Source organism: Micromonospora yasonensis, assembly GCF_026013475.1.
GTDB lineage: Bacteria > Actinomycetota > Actinomycetes > Mycobacteriales > Micromonosporaceae > Micromonospora > Micromonospora yasonensis.
Map to the genome: position 1 here is coordinate 50,243 of NZ_JAPDPH010000010.1, position 14,674 is coordinate 64,916.

The 14,674-nt window shown below is 74.0% G+C and carries 12 protein-coding genes; 8 read left to right on the top strand and 4 right to left on the bottom strand.

Annotated features, from left to right (window positions below):
* Positions 1–31: 31 nt before the first annotated feature.
* The gene (locus tag ONA70_RS04300; protein ID WP_265005007.1) at positions 32–241 is read right to left on the bottom strand and encodes a hypothetical protein; all 210 of its coding nucleotides are present in this window, start codon (positions 239–241) and stop codon (positions 32–34) included.
* Positions 242–545: 304 nt separating this feature from the next.
* Positions 546–1,613, bottom strand: coding sequence for a glycerophosphodiester phosphodiesterase family protein (locus ONA70_RS04305; protein WP_265005008.1), 1,068 nt, complete (start codon positions 1,611–1,613; stop codon positions 546–548).
* A gap of 191 nt (positions 1,614–1,804) precedes the next feature.
* Here ONA70_RS04305 and ONA70_RS04310 point away from each other — a divergent pair, with 191 nt between their 5' ends.
* Positions 1,805–2,422: a GNAT family N-acetyltransferase gene (locus tag ONA70_RS04310; RefSeq protein WP_265005009.1), complete on the top strand. Its 618-nt coding sequence runs from the start codon at positions 1,805–1,807 to the stop codon at positions 2,420–2,422.
* Between the two features lie 63 nt (positions 2,423–2,485).
* Here ONA70_RS04310 and ONA70_RS04315 read toward each other — a convergent pair whose 3' ends face one another.
* Entirely contained in the window at positions 2,486–4,687 is a 2,202-nt protein-coding gene (locus tag ONA70_RS04315) for a DUF4153 domain-containing protein (protein WP_265005010.1), read from the bottom strand.
* 290 nt (positions 4,688–4,977) lie between these two features.
* Entirely contained in the window at positions 4,978–5,967 is a 990-nt protein-coding gene (mgrA, locus tag ONA70_RS04320) for an L-glyceraldehyde 3-phosphate reductase (RefSeq protein ID WP_265005011.1), read from the bottom strand.
* A 106-nt stretch (positions 5,968–6,073) separates the two neighbouring features.
* Between mgrA and ONA70_RS04325 the strand changes: the two genes are divergently transcribed.
* From ONA70_RS04325 to ONA70_RS04355, 7 genes are all read left to right on the top strand, one after another.
* Positions 6,074–7,042, top strand: a complete 969-nt coding sequence (locus ONA70_RS04325) for an aldo/keto reductase (protein WP_265005012.1) — start codon at positions 6,074–6,076, stop codon at positions 7,040–7,042.
* Between the two features lie 5 nt (positions 7,043–7,047).
* Positions 7,048–7,545: a hemerythrin domain-containing protein gene (locus ONA70_RS04330; RefSeq protein ID WP_265005013.1), complete on the top strand. Its 498-nt coding sequence runs from the start codon at positions 7,048–7,050 to the stop codon at positions 7,543–7,545.
* A 131-nt stretch (positions 7,546–7,676) separates the two neighbouring features.
* Positions 7,677–8,921 carry a sensor histidine kinase gene (locus tag ONA70_RS04335; protein ID WP_265005014.1) on the top strand — a complete coding sequence of 415 codons (1,245 nt, stop codon included), beginning with the start codon at positions 7,677–7,679 and terminating at the stop codon, positions 8,919–8,921.
* Complete coding sequence (locus ONA70_RS04340) at positions 8,918–9,568, top strand: response regulator (protein WP_265005015.1); 651 nt, start codon at positions 8,918–8,920, stop codon at positions 9,566–9,568. The genes ONA70_RS04335 and ONA70_RS04340 overlap by 4 nt, the downstream gene beginning before the upstream one ends.
* A gap of 77 nt (positions 9,569–9,645) precedes the next feature.
* The gene (locus ONA70_RS04345; RefSeq protein WP_265005016.1) at positions 9,646–10,722 is read left to right on the top strand and encodes a hypothetical protein; all 1,077 of its coding nucleotides are present in this window, start codon (positions 9,646–9,648) and stop codon (positions 10,720–10,722) included.
* A 46-nt stretch (positions 10,723–10,768) separates the two neighbouring features.
* Positions 10,769–12,205, top strand: coding sequence for a sigma 54-interacting transcriptional regulator (locus tag ONA70_RS04350; protein WP_265005017.1), 1,437 nt, complete (start codon positions 10,769–10,771; stop codon positions 12,203–12,205).
* Between the two features lie 2 nt (positions 12,206–12,207).
* Positions 12,208–14,160, top strand: coding sequence for a VWA domain-containing protein (locus tag ONA70_RS04355; RefSeq protein ID WP_265005018.1), 1,953 nt, complete (start codon positions 12,208–12,210; stop codon positions 14,158–14,160).
* Positions 14,161–14,674 lie beyond the last annotated feature (514 nt).

The following is a 14,674-nucleotide window of genomic DNA, read 5'->3' on the forward strand; positions in this document are numbered from 1 at the left end:
CCCCGTTGGCGATGCGACTGCAATGTCACCATCAGGGGGTGAGCCGGGGTGCCGGCGCCGCCCGGCGGTCGCCGGCACGGCTGCCCAGCACAGTGAACAGGCCGGTCAATGCCGCCAACGAGGCGGCTGCAATCGGCACCATCGTCGCGCCCACAACGCCGGATTGCGGTGCGCGTCCCGCCACGCCGCCCGGATGGCACCCGCCAGCTGCGCCCACCACCTGCTCGGCCGACGTCACCATCAGGTCTCGTCTCCATCGCCGTCGCACGGCGTGTTGATCTGTTGATTGTCCGGCCGAGCTTGACTGGACGGACTGGCCCTCGAATCGCCCTGGCCTGGGGTGGTCGTGACCTGCGGCCAGGCGGTCACTCTCCCCGCCAGTCCCCGTCAATCACCGTCCCCGCAGACGGTGTCGTGAGCCAGGCCGGCATCGGGGTTGGCTCGAATCGCGCCCGGCGGCCCAGACGGGGGTGCCGGGTACGCGTACCGGTGGGACGGCCGGAGCGGTCACCGGAGGGCGTCCGATGGACGCCCTCCGGTCGGGATCAGCGCGGCTCGTACGCCTTCGGCAGGCGCATGCCCCGCTCGGCCATGAGCTGCCGGACCCGGTTGGGATAGTTGGTGATGATCCCGTCCACGCCTAGGTCGATGAGCGCCGCCACGGTGGCCGGGTCGTCGCAGGTCCACGGGATGACCTTCAGGCCCCGGGCGTGCGCGTCGGCCATCATGGTGGCGTCCGGGTAGATGCGGAAGCCCGGGTCGGCGATCGTGCCGTTCTGCGGGAAGCCGTAGTTGGGGGAGAGGGCGGTCACGCCCGGGATGGCCGCGGCCGCCCGTACGAAGTCACCGCCGAAGTCGTCCGCGTCGAGGCCGCCGAGCCACGGCGAGGCGCCGGGCTTGCCGACCTGGAGGAAGTCGTAGTTGGTCAGCGCCACCAGCGGCCACCGGGGGGCGAGCCGGTGCATCACCCGCAGCGCGCCCCAGTCGAAGGACTGGATGGTGACCTGCTCCTCGATGCCCGAGGCGCGGATCTCCTCGAACACCCGGCGGACGAAGAGCTCGCGCGGCGCGGTCTGCTCGGGCGCCCCCGCCTCGACCTTGGTCTCGATGTTCAGCGTGACCTGGTTGGCGTGCCAGCTCCTCACCAGGTCCAGCACGTCCCGCAGTTCGGCCATCCGGGCACCGGCGATCTGCTCCTGCTCCGGGAAGCCCGGGAGCTGCTGGTAACCGCAGTCCATGGTCTTGATCTGGGCCAGGGTCAGGTCCTTGATGTACTTCCGCACGTACGGGTACATCGGGTCGCCCGGCGTCACCGGCGCGGTGTCCCGGCACTTCTGCGCGCTGACCTGCCGGTCGTGCGTGACCACGACCTTCTCGTCCTTGGTGACCTGGGTGTCCAGCTCCAGCGTGCTGACCCCGAGGCGCATCGCCTTGGCGAATCCCTCCAGAGTCTCCTCGGTGGTCAGGCCGATGCCGCCCCGGTGCGCCTGGAGGTCGAACTGGGTCTTCTGCGGCAGCACGCCGGGACCGGTGCCGGTGGCCGCGTGCGCGGCCGCCGGCGTGGCCAGCACCGCCCCGGCTGCCAGCACCGCCATGAGCTGACGGACGGACATGGATACCTCCCCTTGCTCGCGGATGACGCTGCCGAAGCTAGGGGCGGGGCCGGTGCCCGTCGTGGCGCGGACGTGAGAGGGCCGTGAACGTTCGCGGTCGAGGAGGGTACGCCGGACCGGGCCACACCGGTGCGGCCCGGCCGCGACAAATCGGATCGCACCGTCGGCGCTGTCATGCGATCGTGGCCCCCGTGCCCCAGCCGATCTTGCGTACCGACCGTCTGCTGCTGGTCCCCCTCGCCGACCGGCACCTCGAACTGGAGATCGAGCTCGACTCCGACCCGGAGGTGCTCCGCTATCTCTTCGGTCGGGCGCGGTCCAGGGACGAGGTGGTCGCCGCGCACGCACAGCGGATGGCGTTGGCGCGGAAGGTGGACGGCCTGGGCTACTGGATGGCGTTCGGGTCCGCCGGCGCGGCACCCGGCTCGACGTCACCGGCGCCTGCGAAGGAGGGGGAGTTCGTCGGGCTGCTGATGTTGCCCCCGGCGCACGGCCCCGACCAGCCGGATGACCCGACCGTCGCGGAGCTGGGTTATCGCCTCGTCCGGCGGTACTGGCGGAAGGGCCTGGCCAGCGAGGCGTCCCGGGCCCTGCTGCGGCATGCCTTCGACACCGTCGGGCAGCGTCGGGTGATCGCGCAGACGATGACCGTGAACACCGGCTCCCAGGGCGTGATGAAGGCCGTCGGCATGCGGTACGTGCGGACGTATCACCCGAGCTGGGACGACCCGCTGCCGGGCGCGGAGCTCGGCGAGGTCGAGTACGAGATGACCCGAGGGATGTGGGAGGAGCGCTGCGGCGCCCGCTGAGGGCGACCTGACCTCACGTCGGCCGGGGGGCCGCACGACGACCGGTCGTGCGGCCCGTCCGGATCACCTCCGGGTCTTGGGCAGATCGAACTGGTCGGCCTTCCGGCAGTCCTTCGGGCCGCCGATGGCGCCCGTGCCGAGCCGGTCGAGGGTCTGCCGGGCCCGGTACCGGCCCAGGTTCCAGGCGTACCAGGGGTCGGACTCATTCAGGTCCTTGGCGATCCAGCTCAGCGTGCAGCGGCGTACCGGATCGGGTAGCTCGCTCAGCGCCGGCGTGGCGTCGGCGGACAGGGCGCGCAGGTACCAGGCGTCGATCTTGCCGGTCTGCTCGTACCGGACGATGTTGCGCCGGGCCGCGTAGTCCTCGGGGTTGAGCACCGCGAGGCCGAGCAGCATCGCCACGGCGAGCGCCAGGGTGCTGCCCGGGATCCACCGCCCCTGCCACCGGACGCCGGCCGCCAGGATCATCAGGAAGACCGCCCCGAGCAGCAGCTCGAAGGCCATCACGAAGATCCGCTCACCGGTGAAGCTGTAGACCTTCTGGTAGGTCCACATCCGGGACAATGCCGATACGACGATCACCACGCTGAGCGCGCTGAGCAGACCCAGCAGGACGCGCAGCATCGTGCGCTCGGCCGCGCGCTCCCGGCTGGCCCAACGGCTCACCCCGGCCAGCACGGCCAGGGTCAGCAGGGTGACGAAGAGCAGCTGCCAGAAGCCGCTGCGGGCGTACTCGGAGTAGCTGAGTCCGGCGACCTTCTGGACGTGCCGCTGGCCGCCGAAGAGCACGGTGAACTGCACGAAGACGAAGCCGGCGAAGAGCAGCGTCAGCGCCCCGATGGCGGGGGCCCACTCCAACAGGCCGAAACGACGGTTGCTCGACCTGTCGAGCGTGGACAGGTCGGGCGGGGCGGCCAAGGTGTAGACCGCCGCGACCGCGGTCAGCCCACCGACGGCGGCCAGGAAGATCCCGCGGAACACCGCGCCGAAGTCGGTGGTCTCCGGACCGACCGCGCCGAGGATCTCGGAGAAGGCGGCGTCGGCCGAGGAGAGCAGCGTGCCGAACACCAGCAGCACCACCACGGTGGCGACCACCGAGCCGGCGATCCGGCGGACCATCCCGGCGTCCGGGGATGCGGTGATGTGTCGGCGTACCCAGGGCAGGCCACGGAACGCCGCGAAGGGCGTCGCGACCAGGCCGAACAGGATCGAGCGCACGAGTCGTCCGCCGACGATGGCCAGGGTCGCGCAGCCCAGCGCGCCGAGCACGCAGAAGGTCACCAGCCACCAGGCGTTGCGGAAGGCCAGCACGGCCAGCAGCGTCAGGGCCGCCGCCGCCCAGCCACCGCGGATCAGTCGCTCGGTGCGGGGCAGCTCGGCGGTCCGGCGTCGTACCGCCAGCACCACGCCGAGGGTCAGCGTGAGCCAGCCGAGGAACCAGCCGATGCCGACCCGGCCCAGCGGTACGAAGAACGCCGTGCCCAGCGCGCCGGCCAGTACCCCGAGCGGGACCGCCCGGCCGGCGGCCTGCTTCGGCCCGGGCCAGCGGGCGCCGAGGAACGACGTCCGGGGTACGGCCGGGCGGGGCGCCCAGGGCCTCTCGGGCTGCGGCGGGAAGGTCTGCCAGGGCGGCGGCGCGGGGTGCGGGTGGCCGGCGACCGGTGCGGTGCCGGGCGGCCGGGCGGCCGGGATCGGCGCGCCACCAGCAGGAACGCCCGTGGCGGCTGCCGCCGGCGCCGGCGGTTCGGCGGTCGTCCCGCGGGGACCGGCAGCGGAGGTGCCGGTGTGCTCCGGCTGACCGGCCGGCCCGCTTGCGGTGGCCGAGCCGGCGGATCCGGTGGCGGTCGGTCCGGCGCCGCCCGTGGCGGCGGGCAGGTGGGCCGCGGCGCCGGTGGCCGGCGCGGGGGTGCCGCCGGTCGAGGCCGGGCTGCCGGTGGCCGAAGCCGGACCGGTCGGCGCCGGTGCCCCGGTGGCCGGGGCCGGCGTGGTGCCGGCCGAGGTCGATGGCGGCCTGGTCGTCGGCGCGGTGGCTTCCACGGCCGGCGCGGCCGACTGGGCGGGAACGCCGGGCGGGGGCACCAGGACCCGGGGCGCGGTCGACGGCCCGGGGGCGGCGGCCGGCGCGGCCTCGTCCGCCGGCACCAGCGGCAGGAAGAGCGCGTAGCCGCGGGTGCCGGGCGGAACCGAGACCGGGATGGCCCAGGCGGGCTGGCCCTCCGGGCCGGGCCACACCAGGCCCGGCGGGGCACCGTCCACGGTGGGCATGACGAGCAGATACGGCGTGACGTCGGCGGGGACGTCAGCAGGCGCGGGACCGGCCGCCGGGGCGGTCCGCGGGGCGTCTGGGGCCGACGGCGGCTCGGACACAAGCACGCTCCTAGATCACAGGGTGCCCGTCACTGTAGGGGGCGACACCGGTCCGCCGCCGCCCCGACCGTCCGTTCGGCCAGCAGACCCGGGCGGCCCGGTGACCCGCCGGTGCCCCGGGCCGGCGGTGGCACCCGGACGTCCTGCCCGCCGTCGAACCCTTGCCGACCCGCGTATCCGCGACCGGCTCAGCCCAGGTGGCGGTCGATCTCGGCCAGTTCCTCGGCGGACAGGTCGAGGTTGGCCAGCGCGGCCACGTTCCCCTCCAGTTGGGCCACGCTGCTGGCCCCGATGATCAGGCTGGTCATCCGGGGGTCGCGCAGCGCCCAGACCAGGGCGAGCTGGGCCAGGCTCTGGCCGCGCCGATCGGCGATCTCGGCCAGCCCGCGGATGGTGGCCATCTTCTCCTCGGTCAGGTCGCTCTCGCTGAGGAAGACGCTGGTCCGCACCCGCGAGTCCGCCGGGATGCCGCCCAGGTAGCGGTCAGTGAGCAGGCCCTGCGCCAGCGGGCTGTAGGCGATGCAGCCCGCGCCGACCTCTTCGAGGGTGTCCAGCAGCCCGTCGGCCTCGGTCCAGCGGTTGAGCATCGAGTACGACGGCTGGTTGATCAGCAGCGGTGTGCCCAGGTCGCGCAGGATCGCGGCGGCCCGGGCGGTCTGCTCCGAGTTGTAGTTGGAGATGCCGACGTAGAGGGCCTTGCCGGAGCGGACGATGGCGTCCAGCGCGCCCATCGTCTCCTCCAGCGGGGTGTCCGGGTCGAACCGGTGCGAGTAGAAGATGTCCACGTAGTCCAGCCCCATCCGGCGCAGCGACTGGTCCAGCGAGGAGATCAGGTACTTGCGGGAGCCCCACTCCCCGTACGGTCCGGGCCACATGAGGTAGCCCGCCTTACTGGAGATGACCAGCTCGTCCCGGTACGGCTTCAGGTCGGTGGCGAGCATCCGGCCGAAGTTCTCCTCCGCCGCCCCGGGCGGCGGGCCGTAGTTGTTGGCCAGGTCGAAGTGGGTGATGCCGAGGTCGAAGGCGCGCCGGACGATGTCCCGCTGCCGCTCGTACGGCCGGTCCGGACCGAAGTTGTGCCAGAGGCCGAGCGAGATCGGGGGCAGGCGCAGCCCGCTGCGTCCGGTGCGCCGGTACGGCATCGAGTCGTAACGCTGATCAGCGGCGAGGTAGGTCACGCCCCGACCCTAGTCGGCCCCGAGATCACCGCGGACCCACCCGGCCAGTGTGCCTACGCACCCGGAACGGGCGTGCCGGACCCCCGTCTTGGGTAGCTTCGAGGCCATGCGCTTCGTCCAGCTCGACACCGCCAAGCCCATCTCCAAGATCGGCCTGGGCACCTGGCAGTTCGGGTCCCGGGAGTGGGGGTACGGCCGCGACTACGAGCGCAGCGCGGCGGACATCGTCCGGCGGGCGCTCGATCTCGGCGTCACCCTCTTCGACACCGCCGAGATCTACGGCTTCGGGCGCAGCGAGCGAATCCTCGGCGCGGCGCTCGGCGAGGACAAGGCCAAGGTGGTGGTGGCCAGCAAGATCTTCCCGGTGCTGCCGGTCGCCTCGGTGGTGCAGCAGCGGGCGGTCGCCTCCGCGGCCCGGCTCGGCGTCAGCAGCATCGACCTCTACCAGGTCCACCAGCCCAACCCGGTGGTTTCCGACACCACCACCATGCGCGGCATGCGCGCCCTGCAGGACGTCGGGCTGGTCGGCGAGGTCGGGGTCAGCAACTACAGCCTGCGCCGGTGGCGGTTCGCCGAGGCCGCCCTCGGTCGCCGGGTGCTGAGCAACCAGGTCCGCTACAGCATGATCGACCGGGGCCCCGAGGAGGACCTGATTCCGTACGCGGAGCAGGCCAGCCGGATCGTCATCGCGTACAGCCCGCTCGGGCAGGGCTTCCTCTCCGGCCGCTACGACGCGAACAATCTGCCGAGCGGGGCGATCCGCCGGGCCAACCCGTACTTCCTGCCGGAGAACCTGGCCCGCGCCACCGAGCTGATCGGCACCCTGCGCGAGGTGGCCGCCGCGCACGACGCCACGCCCAGCCAGATCGCCCTGGCGTACCTGCTGCGCCACCCCAACGTGGTGGCCATCCCCGGCGCGTCGAGCGTGGCGCAGCTGGAGCGCAACGCGGCCGCCGCCGAGATCGACCTGGCCGATGACGAGTACGCCACCCTGCGTACCGCGGCTCGCGGATTCCGCCCGGTCACCGGGCTGGCCGCCGTACCCAAGCTGATCCGTGCCCGAACCGGAAGGTGACCGCGATGGACGACATCACCGCACTGATCCTCGACGACCACGCCGCCTTCCGGCGTGGCTTCGCCCGGCTCGACGACGCCCGCGACCCGACCGAGCTGCTCGCCGTCTGGGAGGCGCTCGCCCTGCACCTGGACATCCACGCCGAGGCGGAGGAGGCGATCCTCTACCCGCACCTGGTCAAGCACGGCGACGACGGCGAAGACGAGACCGAGGACGCGATCGGCGACCACAACAAGATCCGGGACGCGATCGCCGAGTCGAAGGAGCACGAGGTCGGCTCGGATGCCTGGTGGGCGGCGGTGTGGCGGGCTCGCCGGGAGAACAGCGAGCACCTGGCCGAGGAGGAGGACGAGGCGCTGCCCGACTTCCGCCGGCACGCCAGCGTCGAGCTGCGGGCGGAGTTGGGGGCGCGGTGGCTCACGTTCTACGGCGAGCACAAGAACGGGCGTAATCTGCCGTTCCTGGACAAGGACCCGTCCCGGTACGTGGCTGATCATCGCTGAGCCTCTTGCGTCGGGGTGGGTTTCCGGGCAGCCCGGCCCGCTCCGGGCGGTCAGGCTTGATCCCTCCGCAGGTGGGGATCTCCCCGTTGTGGGGGAGTCGGTGGGGTGACCGCCGGCGGCAGAATGGGCGGGTGAGGGTCCGGGGGGTGCTGGCGCCGCTGGTGCGGGGGAGCACCTGGCGGCGCGGGGTCTTCCTGCTACTCGGCGGGGTGCTCGCGCTGCCGTACGCGCTGCTCGCGGTGGCCTTCGTCCAACTGCTCGGCAACGATCAGGTGCCCCGTCCGCTGGGGTTCGGGCTGCTGCTGGTGGGGGTGGCGATCGCGGCGGTGCCGGTGTTCCTCGCCGGCAGCCGTGCCTTGGAGATCGCCGCCGCCCGGGCGCTGCTCGCGGTCGACCTGCCCGAGCCGGCGGTGGGCCACCGGATCGACCGGGAGACCCGGCTGCGGGCCGCGCTCTGGCTCGCCCTGCACCTGATCAGCGGCGGCCTGGTGCTGTTCGCGGCGATCAGCGCGTTCCCGATGGCGCTGGTCTTCCTCGCCGGCCAGTTCGGCATCGACACCGGCGCGATCGCGGACGACGGCTTCGGTCCGCTCACCGTCGACAACCCGGCCGGCGCGGCGCTGGCCGGGGCGGCGATCCTCGTCGCGCTCGGGTACGCGGTGGCCGGGCTGGGCGCGCTCGCCGCGTCGATGGCCCCGGTCCTGCTCGGCCCGTCGCAGGGCGAGCGGATCGCCGCCCTGGAGGCCCGGGCCGCCCGGCTGGCCCAGCGGAACCGGCTGGCCCGGGAGCTGCACGACTCGGTCGGGCACGCGCTGACCGTGGCCACCCTCCAGGCCGGGGCCGCCCGCGAGCTGCTCGACGTCGACCCGGAGTTCACCCGGCGAGCGCTGCGGGCCATCGAGGAGACCAGCCGGCACGCGATGGACGACCTGGACCACGTGCTCGGGCTGCTCCGGGAGAGCGACGGGGAGCCGGTGCCCACCGCGCCGCAGCGTACGCTCGGCCAGCTCGACCGGCTGGTCGCCGACACCCGGGCCGCCGGGCTGGAGGTGGACGCGCAGGTCAGCGGCGCGGTCGGGGAGCTGCCGGCGGCGGTCTCCCGGGAGGGCTACCGGATCGTGCAGGAGGGCCTGACCAACGCGGCCCGGCACGGCCGCGGCCGGGTGACCGTGCGGGTCGACGTACCCGACGAAGCATTGGAGATCGAGCTGGTCAACGGGCTGCGCGGCGGGACCGGGCCGCGCGGCGGCGGGCGCGGCCTGGACGGCATGCGGGAGCGGGTGCTGCTGCTCGGCGGGCGGCTCGACGCCGGCCCGGACGGCGACCGCTGGCGGGTACGGGCCTCGCTGCCGGTGCCGAGAGGGGAGTCCGGGTGACCATCGACGTGCTGATCGTCGACGACGACGAGCTGATCCGGGTCGGGCTGCGGGCGATCGTCGACGCGCAGCCCGATCTGCGGGTGGTCGGCGAGGCGGCGGACGGCGCGGAGGTGCCGCCGCTGGTGGCCCGGCTGCGGCCCCGGGTGGTGCTGATGGACGTGCGGATGCCGGCCATCGACGGCATCCAGGCCACCCGCCGGCTGCTCGCCGCCTCCGCCGACCCGCCCCGGGTCCTGGTGATCACCACGTTCGCCAACGACGAGTACGTCTACGACGCGCTCCGCGCCGGGGCCAGCGGTTTCCTGCTCAAGCGGGCCCGCCCGGCCGAGGTGGTGGAGGCGATCCGGGTCGTGGCGGCCGGCGAGTCGTTGCTCTTCCCGGCGGCGATCCGCCAGCTCGTCGGGGCGTACGGGGGCCGGGGCGGGGACGGGCTGCGTGCGGCGCGGCTCACCGACCGGGAGGCCGAGGTGCTGCGCCTGATGTCCACCGGCCTGTCCAACACCGAGATCGCCGAGCGGCTCGTGGTCGGGGTGGAGACGGTGAAGACGCACGTCGGCAACGTGCTGGCCAAGCTGGGCGTCCGGGACCGGACCCAGGCGGTGATCGCCGCGTACGAGTCGGGTTTCGTGGTGCCCACCGGCTGACCCGGTCCCCTCCCCGGGGGAGGCGGTCCCTCCCGGCGCGGGAGGCCTGCCGGTCCCGCCCGGCCGAGGGTGGAGCCATGACGACGACAACGATGCGCCGCCCGGACCGGACCGCCCCGCTGGCCGCCGGCTGGCTCGGGCTGTGGGGCGTGCTCGCCCTGGTCGGCACGCTCACCGGCCGCGGCTACCCGTTCGGCGCCAACGACTCGTTCGGCGAGGCCAGCCTGCTGCGGCTGCTGCCGGACCGGTACGGCCCGCCGGTCTTCGCCGCGCTGCTGCTCGGCGCCGCGGTCGCCGCGCTCGCCATGGTGGGCACCGCCCGCCCGTCCCGGCCGCTGCGGGCACTCCTGCTGGGATACGGCTGGACCGTGGCGGCCGTGCTGGCCGTGGTGGTGCCGGACGTGCGGGTGCTGGTCACCCTCGGCTACCTGCCCATGCTGATCATCGGCGCGCCGTTCGGCTGGCCGCCCGTCGACTACGCCCGGGTCTTCGACTGGACCCTCGCCGCGAAGTTCTCCGCCCTCGCCGCCGGGGTGCTGCTCGCCGCCGCCGTGCTGGCCTGGCAGCGACGGACCGCCGGGGCCTGCGCCGCGTGCGGCCGGGACGGCGACGAGGCCGGCTGGACCACCCCGACGGCCGCCGCCCGCTGGGGCCGCTGGGCGGCGTGGACCGCCGCCGCCATCCCCCTGGTGTACGCCGCCACCCGGTTCGCCTGGGTGCTGGGCGTCCCGCTCGGCATCTCCCGGGAGTTCCTCGCCGAGATGCACGAGACCGGACTGGTCTGGGCGGGGGCCGGCCTCGGCGCGTTCGCCACGGTCGGCGCGGTGCTCACCGTCGGCCTCGTCCAGCGTTGGGGTGAGGTCTTCCCGCGCTGGCTGCCCCGGCTGGGCGGCCGGCGGGTGCCGCCGCTGCTCGCCGTCGTCCCGGGCACCCTGGTGGCGATCGCGGTGACCGCCGGCACCCTCGGCGAACTGGGCGCCCCCGAGTTCTGGCAGGTGGCGGGCGGGGGGTTCAGCTCGGCCACCGCCCCGATGCTGCTCTGGCCGCTGTGGGGGCCGGCGCTGGGCGCGGCCACCCTGGCGTACCACCTGCGCCGGCGCGGGGCCTGCGCCCGCTGCCGGCGGCCCTGGCCGGGTCCGCTGCCCCGGGTGTGATCCGGAAGTGGGCACGTGGTCACCCGGCCGAGATAGCGTTGGCCGGGTGACCGCTTCCCACCAGGTTTCCCCGGCCCTGCCCGCCGACCTGCCGGGCACGCTCGGCGAGCTGCGGGCGTCCGGACATCACTACCGCACGGTCAAGCAGGAGATCCGCGACAACCTCCTCGCCCGGATGCGTTCCGGCGAGGAGCGCTTCCCCGGCATCGTGGGCTACGAGGACACGGTGCTGCCCGAGGTCGAGCGGGCCCTGCTCGCCGGCCACGACATGGTGCTGCTCGGTGAGCGCGGCCAGGGCAAGACCCGGTTGATCCGTTCGCTGGGCGCGCTGCTCGACGAGTGGACCCCGGTGCTCCCCGGCTCGGTGCTCAACGAGCACCCGATGCACCCGCTCACCCCCGCCTCCCGCGCCCTCGTCGCCGAGCGTGGCGACGACCTGCCGATCGGCTGGCTGCACCGCTCCATGCGGTACGGCGAGAAGCTGGCCACCCCGGACACCAGCGTCGGTGACCTGATCGGCGACGTCGACCCGATCCGGCTGGCCCAGGGGCGTACCCTCGGCGACCCGGAGACCATCCACTTTGGACTGGTGCCGCGCACCAACCGGGGCATCTTCGCCGTCAACGAGCTGCCCGACCTGGCCGAGCGCATCCAGGTGGCGCTGCTCAACGTGCTGGAGGAGCGGGACATCCAGGTCCGCGGCTACCAGCTGCGGCTGCCGCTGGACCTGCTTTTGGTGGCCAGCGCCAACCCGGAGGACTACACCAACCGGGGTCGGATCATCACCCCGCTCAAGGACCGCTTCGGCGCGGAGATCCGTACCCACTACCCGGTCGACCTCGACCTGGAGCTGGCGCTGATCCGGCAGGAGGCCGACCTGGTCGCCGCCGTACCCGAGCACGTGCTGGAGGTCCTCGCCCGGTTCGCCCGCGCCGTCCGGGAGTCGCCGTCGGTGGACCCGCGCTCCGGCGTCTCCGCCCGGTTCGCCATCGCCGCCGCGGAGACCGTCGCCGCGGCCGCGCTGCGCCGCGCCGGCCTGCTCGCCGGCTCCTCCACCGAGGCCCCGGTGGCCCGCGTCGGGGACGCCGTCTCGGTGACCTCCACCCTGCGCGGCAAGGTCGAGTTCGAGAGCGGCGAGGAGGGGCGGGAGATCGAGGTCCTGGCCCACCTGCTGCGCACCGCCACCGCCGAGACGTTCCGGGCCCGGCTGGCCGGGCTGGACCTGTCCGGGTTCACCGCGCTGGTCGCCGAGGGCGGCGAGATCGAGACCGGTGAACTGGTCTCCTCCGCCGAACTGCTGCGCCAGGTCGGCACCGTACCCGGGCTGGCCAAGGTGCTCGACCGGCTCGGCCTGGGCGACGCGCCCACCCCGGAGGAGGCCGCCGCCGGCATCGAGTTCGCGCTGGAAGGGCTGCACCTGACCCGGCGGCTGGGCAAGGACGTCACCGAGTCCGGTCGCACCGTCTACGGCGGCCGGGGCTGACCGTGGCCGGCAACCGGTTCCGGTACGGGCAGTGGCGCGGCGGGCCCGACCCGCTCGCCCCGCCGTACGACGTACGGGCCGCGGTGGACGCGGTCGGCGCGGAGGTGCTCGCGGGCGGCAGCCTGCGGGAGGCGCTGCGCGACCTGCTGCGGCGCGGCCCGCAGGGGCGCGGCGGCCTCGACGAGCTGGCCGCCCGGGCCCGCCGGCTGCGCCGGGAGGCGCTGCGCCGGGGCGACCTGGACGGCGCGGTGACCCGTGCCCGGGCCCTGCTCGACCAGGCCCTCGCGGCCGAGCGGGAGGAACTGCGCGGGCGGGACGACGACAACGCCCGGTTCGCCGAGGCGGTGCTCGACAACCTGCCCCGCTCGACCGCCCGCGCGGTAGAGGAACTGTCCGGGTACGACTGGGCCAGCGACGAGGCGCGGCAGACCTACCAGCGGATCCTCGACGGACTGCGCGGCGAGGTGCTGGAACAGCGCTTCGCCGGGCTCCGGGACGCGGCGCGCGCCGCCGGCGACCCGGCCACCCAGCGCCAGCTCGCCGAGATGATGCGCGACCTCAATGACCTGCTCGCCCGGCACGCCCGGTCCGAGGACACCACCGACGCGTTCGCCGAGTTCATGCGCCGGCACGGCGAGTTCTTCCCGGAGCAGCCCCAGGACGTCGACGAGCTGATCGACGTACTGGCCCGGCGGGCGGCGGCCGGCGAGCGGCTGATGCGGTCGCTGTCGGACCGGCAGCGCGAGGAACTGGCCGGGCTGATGCGCCAGTCGCTCGGCGACCAGTTGGCCGGCGAGCTGTCCCAGCTCGACGCCCACCTGCGGGCGCTGCGCCCCGACCTGAACTGGCAGCGCGGCGAGCGGATCCGGGGCGACCAGCCGCTCGGCTACGGCGAGGCGACCGGCGCGCTCGGCGAGATCGCCGAGCTGGACGAGCTGCTGGACCAGCTCGACCAGGAGCACCCGGGCGCCACGCTGGACGACGTCGACGTCGACGCGGTGGCCCGCACGCTGGGCCGGGACGCCGCGGACGACGTACGCCGGCTGCGGGATCTGGAACGGGAGCTGCGCCGGCAGGGCTGGGTGACCCGGGACGCGGACGGGCTGACCCTCAGCCCGAAGGCGTTGCGCCGGCTCGCCGGCTCCGCCCTGCGGCGGGTCTTCGCCGACCTCACCGCCGGCCCGCGCGGCCAGCACGACCTGCGCTCCGCCGGGGCGGCCGGCGAGGTGAGCGGTGGTTCCCGGCAGTGGGAGTACGGCGACGAGCAGCCCCTCGACGTGGTGCGCACCCTCACCCGTGCGGTACGCCGGGCCGGGCCGTCGGTGCCGGTCCAGCTCGCCGTCGAGGACTTCGAGGTGGTGGAGACCGAGCGGCGGGCGTCGGCGGCGGTTGCGCTCTGCGTCGATCTGTCGTATTCGATGATCTCGCAGGGGCGCTGGGGGCCGATGAAGCAGACGGCGCTGGCCCTGTCGCACCTGATGGCCACCCGCTTCCCGCAGGACGCGCTGCAGATCGTCGGCTTCGGCCTCGAGGCGACCACGCTGACCCAGCAGGAACTGGCCGCGGTCGAGCCGGACATGCGGCAGGGCACCAATCTCCAGCACGCGCTGCGCCTGGCCGGTCGGCACCTGCGCCGGCACCCGGGCGCCGAGCCCGTGGTGCTGGTGGTCACCGACGGCGAACCCACCGCTCACCTGGACCCCGAGGACGGTGAGGCGTACTTCCACTGGCCGCCGCTGCCGGAGACGATCGAGGCGACGGTCCGGGAGGTCGACAAGCTCACCCGGTACGGCGCCACGCTGAACCTGTTCATGCTCGGTGACGATCCGGGCCTGCGCCGCTTCGTCGACGCGGTGGCGCAGCGCTCGAAGGGCCGGATGTTCACACCGGACCTGGACGACCTTGGCGAGTACGTGGTCTCCGACTACCTGCGAGCCCGGCACGGACGGCGCTGACGACAACCCCCGAAGTTGCGCGCACCGGAAGGCCGGTTCGCGGGACGCTGAGTCGATCAACATGCCGGCGGCTGGGGCGGCTGGGGCGGCTGGGGCGGCTGGGCGGGTGGTTTGTCGGGTCTTCGCAGGGCTGGCTGCCGTGGGTGGAACGTGATGGATGTTTCCCGGCTCCGGTGACACACATGGTGTTCCACTGACCGGGTCTCCGCCCTGGTAGGCGGTGGTGGCGGGCCGGAGCGTTCTCGGTACCTGCGGGCCGGTGCTTCGACAGGGACGCCGGGGTGGCCTGGTATCTGGTGGGTGGTGTGTCCGGTTCCGGTTGTGACCGGTGGCATCGCGGGGCCGGAATCGTGGGTGGGCCGGGGTCGTTGAACACGGGTGAACGGCCGAGGAAGGGCGCCCGCCCAGCGGGTGCGCCGATGAAGAGCGGCCCGGGCTCCCGGCGTCCTAGCGGGTGCCCCCGGGAATGATGGTGGGCCGCCGGTCGTTACACATGGTCCCGGCGCGGCGAAGA

Bases quoted from the DNA above. Each gene is read 5' to 3' on its own strand.
- ONA70_RS04300 (WP_265005007.1), bottom strand. From the start codon at position 241: ATGGTGACGTCGGCCGAGCAGGTGGTGGGCGCAGCTGGCGGGTGCCAT.
- ONA70_RS04345 (WP_265005016.1), top strand. From the start codon at position 9,646: ATGACGACGACAACGATGCGCCGCCCGGACCGGACCGCCCCGCTGGCC.
- ONA70_RS04330 (WP_265005013.1), top strand. From the start codon at position 7,048: ATGGACGACATCACCGCACTGATCCTCGACGACCACGCCGCCTTCCGG.
- ONA70_RS04305 (WP_265005008.1), bottom strand. From the start codon at position 1,613: ATGTCCGTCCGTCAGCTCATGGCGGTGCTGGCAGCCGGGGCGGTGCTG.
- ONA70_RS04325 (WP_265005012.1), top strand. From the start codon at position 6,074: ATGCGCTTCGTCCAGCTCGACACCGCCAAGCCCATCTCCAAGATCGGC.
- ONA70_RS04315 (WP_265005010.1), bottom strand. From the start codon at position 4,687: ATGCCCACCGTGGACGGTGCCCCGCCGGGCCTGGTGTGGCCCGGCCCG.